The 12,658-nt window shown below is 74.4% G+C and carries 7 protein-coding genes; 5 read left to right on the top strand and 2 right to left on the bottom strand.

Going from position 1 to position 12,658, the window contains the following annotated elements; genetic code table 11:
• The first annotated feature begins 43 nt into the window (after positions 1 to 43).
• Positions 44 to 2,260 carry a tetratricopeptide repeat protein gene (locus ACIP2X_RS12490; protein ID WP_401671098.1) on the top strand — a complete coding sequence of 739 codons (2,217 nt, stop codon included), beginning with the start codon at positions 44 to 46 and terminating at the stop codon, positions 2,258 to 2,260.
• Between the two features lie 51 nt (positions 2,261 to 2,311).
• On the top strand, positions 2,312 to 3,889 hold the full coding sequence (locus ACIP2X_RS12485) for a phytoene desaturase family protein (protein WP_401671095.1): 1,578 nt from the start codon (positions 2,312 to 2,314) through the stop codon (positions 3,887 to 3,889).
• 216 nt (positions 3,890 to 4,105) lie between these two features.
• Here the strand turns inward: ACIP2X_RS12485 and ACIP2X_RS12480 are convergent, their stop codons facing one another.
• A complete protein-coding gene (locus ACIP2X_RS12480) occupies positions 4,106 to 5,884 on the bottom strand; it encodes a serine hydrolase (RefSeq protein WP_401671093.1) in 1,779 nt (592 codons plus the stop codon).
• A 193-nt stretch (positions 5,885 to 6,077) separates the two neighbouring features.
• Between ACIP2X_RS12480 and ACIP2X_RS12475 the strand changes: the two genes are divergently transcribed.
• The 3 genes from ACIP2X_RS12475 to ACIP2X_RS12465 all read left to right on the top strand — a co-directional run bounded on the left by ACIP2X_RS12475 (position 6,078) and on the right by ACIP2X_RS12465 (position 10,124).
• Positions 6,078 to 7,190 (top strand): nitronate monooxygenase, encoded by a 1,113-nt coding sequence (locus ACIP2X_RS12475; RefSeq protein ID WP_401671090.1) that lies wholly within the window; start codon positions 6,078 to 6,080, stop codon positions 7,188 to 7,190.
• On the top strand, positions 7,187 to 8,734 hold the full coding sequence (locus tag ACIP2X_RS12470; protein ID WP_401671089.1) for an acyl-CoA synthetase: 1,548 nt from the start codon (positions 7,187 to 7,189) through the stop codon (positions 8,732 to 8,734). The genes ACIP2X_RS12475 and ACIP2X_RS12470 overlap by 4 nt, the downstream gene beginning before the upstream one ends.
• Positions 8,735 to 8,858: 124 nt before the next feature.
• Positions 8,859 to 10,124: a DUF418 domain-containing protein gene (locus ACIP2X_RS12465; protein ID WP_401671087.1), complete on the top strand. Its 1,266-nt coding sequence runs from the start codon at positions 8,859 to 8,861 to the stop codon at positions 10,122 to 10,124.
• Positions 10,125 to 10,167: 43 nt separating this feature from the next.
• Here ACIP2X_RS12465 and ACIP2X_RS12460 read toward each other — a convergent pair whose 3' ends face one another.
• Positions 10,168 to 12,582, bottom strand: a complete 2,415-nt coding sequence (locus ACIP2X_RS12460; RefSeq protein WP_401671084.1) for a penicillin acylase family protein — start codon at positions 12,580 to 12,582, stop codon at positions 10,168 to 10,170.
• Positions 12,583 to 12,658: the final 76 nt, after the last annotated feature.

Below are 12,658 nucleotides of genomic sequence, written 5' to 3'. Positions count from 1 at the left end.
CCAGGGGAGGGCGGGCTCACAGCGACGGGGGCGACAGCAGGCGATGGGGGAGACCACGCTGATCCAGGGCCGTTACCGGCTGCTGGATCCGATCGGGCGCGGCGGCATGGGCGAGGTGTGGCGGGCACGCGACGAGTCGCTCGGCCGGCACGTCGCCGTGAAGTGCCTCAAACCCCTCGGCCCGCTGCACGACCAGGCATTCACCCGCGTGCTGCGGGAGAGATTCCGCCGTGAGGCCCGGGTCGCCGCCGCGCTCCAGCACCGCGGGGTCACCGTCGTCCACGACTTCGGCGAGTCCGACGGACTTCTGTACCTGGTGATGGAGTTGCTCCAGGGGCGCAACCTCAGCCAGGTCCTGGAGGACAACGAGCGCCGCCCGCTGCCGGTCCCGGACATCGTCGACATCGCCGAGCAGGTCTCCGCGGCCCTCGCCTACACCCACCGGCAGGGCATCGTGCACCGGGACCTGAAGCCCGCCAACATGGTGCGGCTGACCGACGGCACGGTGAAGATATGCGACTTCGGCATCGCCCGCCCCGGCGCCGACATGGGCGTCACCTCCCGGCTGACCGGTACCGGCGTCGCCATGGGCACCCCGCACTACATGTCCCCCGAGCAGATCGGCGGTGACGAGGTGGACCAGCGCAGCGACCTGTACTCGCTCGGCTGCGTGCTGTACGAACTCGCCACCGGGGTACCGCCGTTCGACCTGGGCGACGCGTGGGCGATCCTCGTCGGCCACCGCGACACCCCGCCCGAACCGCCGACCAGCCACCGCGCGGACCTGCCGGCCCCCCTGGAGCAGATCATCCTGGACCTGCTCGCCAAACGGCCGGAGCACCGGCCGGGCGACGCCGCCGAGCTCGGCCGCCGCATCGGCGCGGCCCGGACCGTCCCCGCGTACGTCCCGACCGTGCTCGCCGTCGCGCCTCCCGCCCGCGAGGCACGGCTGCCGGCCTGGACGCTGGGCATGACCACCGGCCACAAGGCGGCCGGTGCCGCGCCGCGCACCCCGCCGCCGGACACCGGCGAGGGGCTCACCCGCGAGTGGATCGCCCGGCCCGCCACCGTCCCCGCGCCCCTGCCGGTGCCGGACACCCCGCCCGAGCCGCCCGAGGAGGCGCTCACCACCCTGGCGGGGCGCCACAACGCGGGTCTCAGCCTGGCGCGGCTCGGACGCTGGGCCGAGGCCGGCGAGGTGCACCGCGCGGTCGCCGCCGAACGCGAGCACCTCCTCGGCGCCGACCACCCCGACACCCTCGCCAGCCGCTACGAGGTCGCCTTCACGCTCAGCCGCACCGGCCGCGCGGCCGACGCCCTGCGCGAGTACACGCACGTGGCCCGGGCGCGTGAGCGGCTGCTCGGCGCCGACCACCCGGACACGCTCGCCGCCCGGCAGGAGACGGCGTACGTGCTGGGCCAGCTGGGGCGGCCGCTGGAGGCGCACCAGGCGTACACGTCGGTGCTCGCCGCGCGCGAGCGCACCGTGGGCGCCGACCACCCCGACACGCTGCGCTGCCGTCACAACCTCGCCTTCAACCTCAGCCGACTCGGCCGCCTGGAGGACTCCTACCGCCTGGCCTCCGAGGTGGCCGAGGCCCGCGCCCGGGTCCTCGGGGCCGGGCATCCCGACACGCTGGTCACCCGGTACGAAGTGGCCTACGTGCTGGGTCAGCTGGGCCGCTGGCCTCAGGCGCTGGACGCCTACCGCGAGGTCGCCGAGGCCCGCGGCCGGGCGCTCGGCGCCGACCATCCCGACACCCTCGCCGCCCGCCACGAGATCGGGATCAGTCTCGGCCGTCTGAACCGGGGCGCGGAGGCCCTGGAGCTCTACCGTGACCTGGTCCTCGACCGCGCCCGCGTGCACGGCCCCGAGCATCCCGAGACCCTGCGCGCGCGGCACGGCCTCGGCGTCAACCTCGGCCGCCTCGGCCGCTGGGAGGAGTCCCTCGCCGAGTCCCGGGACGTGCGCGCGATCCGGGACCGGGTCCTCGGCCCCGACCACCCCGACACCCTGGTCAGCCGCCGCGAGGTCGCCGCCGGGCTCGGCCGGCTGGGCCGCTGGGCCGACGCGCTCGCCGAGTACCGCGAGGTCGCCGACGCCCGTGAGCGCGTGCTGGGCGCCGGTCACCCCGACGCGCTGGCCGGCCGCAACGACGAGGCGCACTGCCTGGAACAGCTCGGCCGGGCGCAGGAGGCGGCGGAGCTGTACCGCAAGGTGGCGGAACTGCGCCGGCAGGGTGTCCCGCACGGGGCCTGACCGGCGGGCTCCGCTCTGGCCGGGCGGGATCATCGCGTGTTACCAAGAACCATGCCTGCACACGAGGGATCCCGCGCGTACGACGCCGTCATCGTCGGGGGTGGCCACAACGGTCTCGTCGCCGCCGCCTACCTGGCCCGCGCCGGCCGGTCGGTACTGGTGCTGGAACGGCTGGACCACACCGGCGGCGCCGCCGTCTCCACCCGCCCCTTCCCGGGCGTCGAGGCGCGCCTGTCGCGCTACTCCTACTTGGTCAGCCTGCTCCCGCCGAAGATCGTGCGGGACCTCGGCCTGGACTTCCGGCTGCGCACCCGCACCATCTCGTCGTACACCCCCGTGGAACGCGACGGCCGGGCGACGGGCCTGCTGGTCGGCGGCGGCGAGGAGCGGACCCGGGAGGCCTTCGCCCGGCTCACCGGCGGGGACCGCGAGTACGAGTCCTGGCAGCGCTTCTACGGCATGACCGGCCGCGTCGCCCAGCGGGTCTTCCCCACGCTGACGGAGCCGCTGCCCACCCGCGACGAGTTGCGCCGGCGCATCGACGACGAGGACGCCTGGCGGATGCTCTTCGAGGAGCCCATCGGGGTCGCCGTCGAGGACCGGTTCGCCGACGACCTGGTACGCGGTGTGGTTCTGACCGATGCGCTGATCGGGACGTTCGCCGACGCGCACGACCCGCAGCTGGGCCAGAACCGGTGCTTCCTCTACCACGTGATCGGCGGCGGAACCGGCGACTGGGACGTCCCCGTCGGCGGCATGGGCGCCCTGACCGGCGCGCTCGCCACCGCCGCCCGGGAGGCGGGCGCGGTCCTCGCGACCGGCCACGAGGTGCTGCGGATCGACACCGACGGCCGCACCGCCGAGGTCACCTACCGCACGCACGAGGGCGAGGGCGTCGCCGTCGCCCGGCACGTCCTCGTGGGCGCCTCGCCGCGGGAACTGGCCGCGCTCACCGGCGACACCCCGCCCGCGCCCGCCGAGGGCGCCCAGCTCAAGGTCAACATGCTGCTGAAGCGGCTGCCCAGGCTGCGCGACACCTCGGTCGACCCGCGCGAGGCGTTCGCCGGGACCTTCCACATCGCCGAGGGGTACGAGCAACTGGCCACCGCCCACGCCCAGGCCGCCGCCGGGGAGCTGCCGAGCGCTCCGCCCTCCGAGATCTACTGCCACTCGCTGACCGACCCGTCGATCCTGGCCCCGGAGCTGGTGGAGCAGGGCTACCAGACCCTCACCCTGTTCGGTCTGCACACGCCGGCCCGGTTGTTCGCGGCCGACAACGACGCGGCCCGCGAAGCGCTGCTGAAGCCGACCCTCGCGCAGCTCGACGCCCATCTCGCGGAGCCTCTCGCGGACTGCCTCGCCACGGACGCCGACGGGCGGCCCTGCATCGAGGCCAAGACCCCGCTCGACCTGGAACGTGACCTGCGGCTGCCCGGCGGCAACATCTTCCACCGTGAACTGTCCTGGCCGTACGCCCAGGAGGGCACCGGCCGCTGGGGAGTGGAGACCCGGCACGCCAACGTGCTGCTGTGCGGCGCGGGCGCCGTGCGCGGCGGCGGGGTGAGCGGGGTGCCGGGGCACAACGCGGCGATGGCGGTGCTGGAGGGCGGCGACGAGTCGCCCCGATGACCTTGGGGAGGCGGCTTGATGCCCGTCGCGGGGCGGGTCATCCTCGTACGCAGGGTGACCCGCCGCCGAGCCGAAGGCGTACGCCCGGCCGCGACGGTGCGGGCCGGTCCGCACCGCCCGGTGCTCCCGGCGGGAGACGGCGCCGTGGTGCCCGTACGGCTGCGGGACGGGCACCACGCCGCCGCGCGGGGCGCCCCCGCGCGCCCTCGCGCCTGCTCAGTCGGCCGAAGCCGTCCACCCCGTCGGCGTGATCCGTGCCGCGTCCCTCGGCCGGGTCTCGTCGAAGAGGACGGTGCCGGGCGCCTCGACGCGCAGACCGTCGACGTAGGCACCGCGGCCGACGTACAGCTGGTCGGTGGTGTACCGCCAGCGCAGGGTGAGCTGCCCGGCGGCCGGGAGGGGCGCCGTGAGCCGGTGCCAGACGCGGCCCGACCAGCCGGTGACCCGCCCGGAGGGGTGCTCCTCGGCTTCCTCGCCGCGCCGCTCGGTGGTGAACGGGACCGGCTGCCAGACCGTGCCGCCGTCCGTGGAGGACTCCAGCACCAGTCCGTCGGCCGCCGGCTCGGTGTCCCACCACAGGGCGCCGCGCAGCCGGGCCCCGCCCGCGGACGTGTCGAGCGCGGGCAGTGTGAGCGTGGCGGTCGTGGCGTTCGCCGTCCCCGCGAACCAGGCGGTGCGGCCGCGTGCCGGGCGGACCGGCACGGCCCGCGCCAGATGGGTGGCGGCGGCGACCCGGGGCGCGGAGCCTGAGCGCCAACTGCGCACCGGGTGGACCGAGTTGCCGAGCACCACCAGGAACGAGTCGGTCGTCGGGTCCAGGACCAGGCAGGTGCCGGTGAATCCGGTGTGCCCGGCGGTGCGCGGCGTCGCCATCGCGCCCATGTACCAGTGCTGGTAGAGCTCGAAGCCGAGGCCGTGCTCGTCGCCGGGGAAGGCGGTGTTGAAGTCGGTGAACATCAGCTCCACGGACTCCGGGCGCAGGATGCGCGCCCGCCCGTAGACACCCCCGTTGAGCAGGGTCCGGCCGAGCACCGCGAGGTCCCAGGCGCAGGAGAAGACCCCGGCGTGCCCGGCGACCCCGCCGAGGCTGTAGGCGTTCTCGTCGTGCACCTCGCCCCACACCAGCCCCCGGTCCAGCCCCGACCACGGCTTGCGGGCGTCCTCGGTCGCCGCGATCCGGGGCTTCCAGGAGGCCGGCGGATTGAAGCGGGTACGGTGCATCCCGAGCGGAGCGGTGATCTCCTTGCGGAGCAGCGCGTCCAGCCGGTGCCCCGTGATCCGCTCCAGCACCAGCTGGAGCGAGATCAGATTGAGGTCCGAGTACAGGTACTTGGTCCCGGGCGCGTTGAGCGGCGCCTCGTTCCAGATGAGCCGCAGCTTCTCCTCGTACGTCGGCGCCGCGTACAGCGGGATCCACGCACGGAACCCCGAGGTGTGGGTGAGCAGTTGCCGCACGGTCACGTCCTGCTTGCCCGCGCCCGCGAACTCCGGCAGGTACGAGGCGACCGTCGCCTCCAGCTCCAGCGCGCCGCGTTCGATCTGCTGCACGGCGAGGATCGAGGTGAACAGCTTGGACACCGAGGCCAGGTCGAAGACGGTGTCCTCGGTCATCGGGATCTGCTCCGCGGCCGGGAACTCGACCCCGGTGTCGGTCTTCTCGTCGTACGCCGCGTAGCGCACCGCCGTCCCGATCGGCTCGTGCAACGCCACGGTCCCGCCCCGCCCGGCGAGCAGCACGGCCCCCGCGTACCACGGGTGCTTGGGGGAGGGCCCGAGGAAGGTCTCGGCGTCGGTGACGAGCCGGCGCAAGTGCGAGCCGAGCAGCCCGGCGCGCTCGGGCGAGCCGTGCCGCAGTGTCGGCCGCGCGGCTCCGGCGGGTGCGGCGGCCGCCGCGGGGCCCGCCGGGAAGGGCGTCAGGGCGAGTGCCCCGCCCAAGGCGAGTGCCCGCACACCCAGTTGACGTCGGCTGAATCCGTCGGCCATCTCTTCGCCCATCGAGGACCCTCCCGTACCCGGCTGAAAGTATCTTTCGAGGACCACCGTGCGGGGTGAAACTTTCCTGTCAGGGGCGGGTGCGTGTCAATGGGGCGTGCGCTCCGTGGTGCGGTCCGTGGGTGGACCGGCAAGGAACTGACGCCATGTCAGAAAAGCTCTTCCGTCGTCCGGAGGACTGCGGCATCCTGCGCCCATGCAGACGGAGCTGAGCAGACAACTGGGAGTCGAGCACGCCCTTTTCGGCTTCACGCCCTTCCCCGCCGTCGCCGCGGCCATCAGCCGGGCCGGCGGCTTCGGCGTGCTCGGCGCGGTCCGCTACACCGCCCCCGGCGACCTCGAACGCGACCTCGACTGGATCGAGGCGCACGCCGGGGGACGGCCCTACGGGCTGGACGTCGTGATGCCCGCGACGAAGGTCGAGGGCGTCGCCGAGGCCGACGTGGAGGCGATGATCCCGCAGGGGCACCGGCGGTTCGTCCAGGAGACCCTCGCCAAGTACGGCGTGCCCGAACTTCCCGACGGCGAGGTGCCCGGGTGGCGCATCACCGGCTGGATGGAGCAGGTCGCGCGCACCCAGCTCGACGTCGCCTTCGACCGCCCGATCCGGCTGCTCGCCAACGCCCTCGGCCCACCGCCGGCCGACGTCGTGCGCCGTGCCCACGACCAAGGCGTACTGGTCGCCGCCCTCGCGGGCAGCGCCCGGCACGCCCGCAAGCACAAGGACGCCGGGATCGACGTCGTCGTGGCCCAGGGGTACGAGGCCGGCGGCCACACCGGCGAGATCGCCTCCATGGTGCTCACCCCCGAGGTCGTCGAGGCCGTCGACCCGCTGCCGGTGCTCGCGGCCGGCGGCATCGGCAGCGGGGAGCAGGTGGCCGCCGCGCTGGCGCTCGGCGCGCAAGGGGTGTGGACCGGCTCCATCTGGCTGACCACGACCGAGGCCGATCTCCACTCCCGGGCCCTGACGCGCAAACTCCTCGCGGCCGGTTCCGGCGACACCGTCCGCTCCCGCGCCCTGACCGGCAAACCGGCCCGCCAGTTGCGCACCGAGTGGACCGACGCCTGGGACGACCCCGCGGGTCCTGGCACCCTGCCCATGCCCCTGCAGGGACTCCTCGTCGCCGAGGCCGTCTCCCGCATCCAGAGGTACGAGGTCGACCCCCTGCTCGGCACGCCCGTCGGCCAGATCGTGGGCCGGATGACCAGCGAGCGCGGTGTCCAGGCCGTCTTCGACGACTTGACCCGCGGCTTCGAGCGGGCCGTCGACCGCATCAACCGCATCGCCGGAAGGAGCGGCCCCTCATGAATCCCCCCACCGGTTTCTGGGCCCAGGCCACCGCCGACCCCGGGCGTGTCGTCCTCGTGGCGCCCGACGGCGAGGAGTGGACCGCGGGACGCCTGCACGCCGCCGCCAACCGCCTGGTGCACGGCCTGCGCGCGGCCGGCCTGGGACCCGGCGACGCCTTCGCGGCCGTGCTGCCCAACGGGCCCGAGTTCCTCACCGCCTATCTGGCCGCCACCCAGGCCGGGTTCTACCTGGTCCCCGTCAACCACCACCTCGTCGGCCCCGAGATCGCCTGGATCGTCGCCGACTCCGGCGCCAAGGTGCTGCTCGCCCACGAACGGTTCGCCGAGACCGCCCGCCAGGCCGCCGACGAGGCGAACCTGCCGGCCGACAGGCGCTACGCCGTCGGCGCCCACGAGGGCTTCCGGCCGTACGCCGAACTCCTCGACGGGCAACCGGAGTCACCCCCCGAAGGCCGCACCCTCGGCTGGGTCATGAACTACACCTCGGGCACCACCGGCCGCCCCCGCGGCATCCGGCGTCCGCTGCCCGGCAAGCCGCCCGAGGAGTCCTACCTCGGTGGCTTCCTCGGCATCTTCGGCATCACGCCGTACGACGACAACGTCCATCTGGTCTGCTCGCCGCTCTACCACACGGCCGTGCTCCAGTTCGCCGGCGCCTCGCTGCACATCGGGCACCGCCTGGTCGTCATGGACAAGTGGACCCCCGAGGAGATGCTCCGCCTGATCGACGCCCACCGCTGCACGCACACCCACATGGTTCCCACCCAGTTCCACCGGCTGCTGGCACTCCCGCAGGACGTCCGGCGGTCGTACGACGTCTCCTCCATGCGGCACGCCATCCACGGCGCCGCCCCCTGCCCGGACCACGTCAAACGAGCCATGATCGACTGGTGGGGACACTCGGTCGAGGAGTACTACGCGGCCAGCGAGGGCGGCGGCGCCTTCGCCACCGCCGAGGACTGGCTGAAGAAGCCCGGCACCGTCGGCAAGGCCTGGCCCATCAGCGAACTCGCCGTCTTCGACGACGACGGCAACCGGCTGCCGCCCGGTGAACTCGGCACCGTCTACATGAAGATGAGCACCGGCGGCTTCGCCTACCACAAGGACGAGGACAAGACCCGCAGGAACCGCATCGGCGACTTCTTCACGGTCGGCGACCTCGGCTGCCTCGACGAGGACGGCTATCTGTTCCTGCGGGACCGCAAGATCGACCTGATCATCTCCGGCGGCGTCAACATCTACCCGGCGGAGATCGAGTCCGTCCTGCTCGCCCACCCCGCCGTCGCCGACGCCGCCGCCTTCGGCATCCCGCACGACGACTGGGGCGAGGAGGTGAAGGCGGTCGTCGAACCGGCCCCCGGCCACGCACCCGGCCCTGACCTCGCCGCCGCCCTCCTCGACCACTGCGCCGCCCGGCTCGCCGGGTACAAGCGCCCGAGGAGCGTCGACTTCATCGCCGAGATGCCCCGTGACCCCAACGGCAAGCTGTACAAGCGGCGGTTGCGGGAGCCGTTCTGGGAGGGGCGGACCCGGACCGTGTGACGCCTTTGGCCGCCGCGGCCGGTCCCGCCCGGCCCGGCGGTCGGCGCGGCCGTCATCCTTCCGTTCGACCGCGCCCGACCTTCGGCCGATCCCCGCCCCCGCCCCGCCTTCCTGGCGTGGACGCATGACGACGACCACGGAGGGCCGCCTGCGACGCGGGGGCGTGCGGCCGGGAGAACGAGCGCTCGCCCCCGACCTGGCCCGCGGACTCATGCTGCTGGGCATCGTCCCGTCCAACACCGCCTTCCACCTCTGTGCGGCCCGGCGCGGCCCCTCCGGATGGCAGCCGGCGGACGGCTCGGTGCTCGACCACGCGGTGCAGTTCACCATGATCACCGTGCTCGATCTGCGGGTCCACCCGCTCGTCGCGTTCCTCTTCGGCTACGGGATGACGCAGCTCCACCTGCGGCAGACCGCCGCCGGCACGGCGGAGCGCGACGCCGCGCGGATCCTGCGCCGGCGCAGCCTGTGGCTGATCGTCATCGGCCTGGCCCACTCCACCCTGCTGATGGCGGGCGACATCGTCGGCTTCTACGGCGTGCTCGGCCTCGTCCTCGGCCTCGCCTTCCCGCGGCGCGGCGAGCGCGCCCTGAAGTGGTGGACCGGCGTCGCGGCCTGCCTGCTGCTCTTCACCACCGCCGAGCCCGTCGTGTCGGCACTGCTGCGGGGCGAGTTGGGCACGCTCGGCGACGCCGGGGCGGAGCCCGGCTTCACGGCGTACGCGGCGGGCGAGGGGAACTGGCTCGCCGCGGCGGGCACCCGGCTGGAGACCGGCCTGTTCGTCACCTTCGTGGCCGCGCCGCTGTCCCTCGTCGGCGGAGGGTTCGGGCTCTTCCTGCTCGGCTTCCTGGCCGCGCGGCGCCGTGTCCTGGAGGAACCCGGCCGGCACCGGAGGCTGCTGCGGTGGACCGCCGTCGTCGCCAGCGCGACCGGCTGGCTCGGCGCCCTGCCCGCGGCGCTCGCCCACGTCGGCGCCCTGGACGTACCGGCCGACGCGCAGAGCGAGTCGGGCGCGCTGACCCTTCTGCGGGACGCCACCGGCAACGCCGCCGGACTCGGCTACGTCGCCGCCGTCGCGCTCTTCGCCCACTGGTGGACCCCCCGGGAACCCCGGCGCGGCGTCAAGGCGGTGGCCGCGGTGTCGGCCGTGGGGAAGCGCTCGCTGTCCTGCTACCTCGCCCACTCGCTGCTCTTCGCCCCGGTGCTGGCCGCCTGGGGACTCGGTCTCGGCGCCCACCTCGGCAGCGCCGGCATGGCGCTGTTCGCGACCGGCGTCTGGCTGCTCACCGTGGCCGGCGCGTACGCCCTGGAACGCACGGGCCGCCGCGGCCCCGCCGAAGCGGTGCTGCGACGGCTCCTGTACGGGACCGCGGCGTCCCGGGCACGCTGACCGCGGGTGCCGCCCGGACCCGGCCGGCACCCCACCGCCCCCGTCAGCGGCGCTCGCGCACCACGACGACCCGCAGGGCGGGCGAGGACCGGATGTCCTTCTCGCAGAACCGGGACGTCACCCACCTCTCACCGGAGAACAGCCGTGTCTGGTCGGCGAGATGGGCCGAGCGCGGATTCGAGGACTGGGAGTACGACAGCAGGGTCCGGGCCACCGGGCAGCCGCTCCCGTCCCAGCCGACGGCCTGGATGTAGCTGGAGCCCGTCGAGACCTCCGCGTAGCCGCCGCCGGCCGGGTTCCACACCGGCTCGACCTTGTTCCACACGCCGAGCGACTCGGTGCCGCCGGGCACCGCGATCCGCTGCCCGTCGCGCACCACCACCTGGTGCTCACCGAGCCGGGAGCCGAGTCCGACGCCCGCCGCGCGCAGTTCGGCCACGCTGTCCGCGAGGGCGGTCGCGAAGCCGGGGACCGTGGTGTCCAGGGTGTTCGGGGTGCCGACCGGGTCGGCGGCCGAGAACGGCACCTTCCACAGCCGGGCCGCCGGTACCGTCGCCGTCAGCTTCCGCCAGAGACGGTCGAAGAGCAGTGCGCCCCGGCTGGAGGTGTCCGTCGTGCGGTCCCAGCCGGCCAGCACCCGGCACGCCTCGGACACGTCGACGGCCTTGCCGTCGCTGCCGGTCGCCGTGCCGCCCGGCAGCGCGGCGCACGCCCTGGCCGCGTCGGCGGCGGCGAGGTCACCGGCGGGCACCCGGTTGGCGAACTGCTGCGCCTGGAGGTCCCGTACGGTCAGCCGGCCGCGTCCGGCCATCGCCGCCACGTCCTGAAGCGCGCCGCGGGTGCGCAGGCTGCGGGCGGTGCCGATGTTCCCGAAGACCCGCTCGTAGCCCGTGAGCGGCCGCTCGGCGTTGGCCAGCCAGGCGCTGTCGTTGGAGTTCTCCGCGTACGGCGCGTCCTTGAGGACCGGCATCCTCGCCGGGCCGAAGATCCCCGGCTGCACGGCGTCGGCGTCCCGGCCGAGCGCGCAGTCGCCGCGCGCGCCGTCCAGCACCGCGAGCCCCGACGAGGGGTAGGTGACCTGGCCGAGCGGGGTGGAGCAGCGTGCCGCCAAATCGTCCGTGACACGCGGCAGGACCTGGGACTGCGTGAAGAGGGAGTGGCCGGAGGAGTCGGCGGCGATCGTGTTCACCCACGGCAGGCCCTGGGTGCGCCGCAGGGTGGCGAGGACGTCGTCGGTGCCGCGCGCCCGGCTGAAGCCGAGGGCGGTGTCGGAGGCGCGCAGGTTCACCGCGTTGGGGTCGTTCAGCGCGTACGCCGTCGTGCTCGTCCACGGCAGCGGCACCGACGCGCCGAGCGAGGTGACCACCGGGCCGTACCGGGTCCACCACTGGGTCCGCGTCACCGGCGGCCCGTCCTTGACGGCCACCGTCACCTGACGCTTCGTCATGCGCTCGGGACGGCCGTCGACGACGTAGACCGTCGGGTCGGCCGCATCCAGCGTCAGCTGGTGCAGATTGAGGGTCGTCCCGGTGGCCACGGTGTGGCTCCACGCCACCCTGGCGTTGTGACCTATGGAGATCGTGGCCGTGCCGAGCAGTGATCCGCCCGAGACGTCGAGGCGGCCGGGGATCGTCTGCTGCGACTGCCAGAAGCGGCGGCCGCCCTGCCACGGGTAGTGCGGATTGCCGAGCAGCAGCCCGCGGCCGTTCGCCGTGGTGGCGCCGCCGAAGGCGACCGCGTTCGAGCCCATGTCCGCGCTCTCGGCGGCGAACAGCTCGCGCGCGGCCCGCGCGGTGCGGTCGGCGTCCGGCGCCGGCCCGGCGGCGGTGGCCGTCGGCGGCTGGGCGGCCGTGATGCCGTCGACGCCCCGGCCCTGGCCGCCGAGCACCGCGAGCGCGTAGCCGCGGGTGGCGACGTCCAGGGTGGTGACCGGCTTCACCCAGGGCGCGTTCCGGCAGGCCGGGTCGGTGATGCGGTTCTGCCGCAGCCAGGCGTTGTAGCCGGCCGCGAACCCCCGCATCAGGTCCTTCGCGGCCCGGCTCGGCCCGGCCGGCTCCGGCGTGGCGAGCAGGCGCTCCACCGTGCCCGCCTCGCGCACCCCGCGGAAGTACAGGTCCCCGGCGAGGTTGCGGGACGCCGAGGAGAGCGCCGGGTCGGACGGCGCGTCGGCGCCGAAGTAGCGCGACCGTTCGCCGCGCACGGTCACGAACCCGTCGGCCAGCGTGCACACCTGGTCGGTGGCCTGCGCCCAGCCGGTGCCGAAGCCGAGGTCCGCGTAACTGCGCGCGAGGATGTGCGGAATGCCGTACTCGGTGTAGCGGACGACGGCCGACAGGCCGCCGTGCGAGGGATGTCGTTCCGGACGGCCCTGCGCCGGGGCGGCCGCCGCGGGCAGCGCGGTGGCGGCGGTGAGCAGGGCGACGGCCGTGAGGGTGAAGCGTCTCAGGCGGATGCGCATGGTGCCTCCCAACGTCATTGAGGGAAGGAGCGGTTGAGCGTACCAACGGGTATGTCGCGCGCGGCCCCGTCTCTTG

The organism is Streptomyces sp. NPDC089424, from assembly GCF_044749345.1.
Classification (GTDB): Bacteria; Actinomycetota; Actinomycetes; order Streptomycetales; family Streptomycetaceae; genus Streptomyces.
The sequence above is the reverse complement of the archived record's forward strand: the minus strand, read 5'-3'. Positions and strand labels throughout refer to the sequence as shown.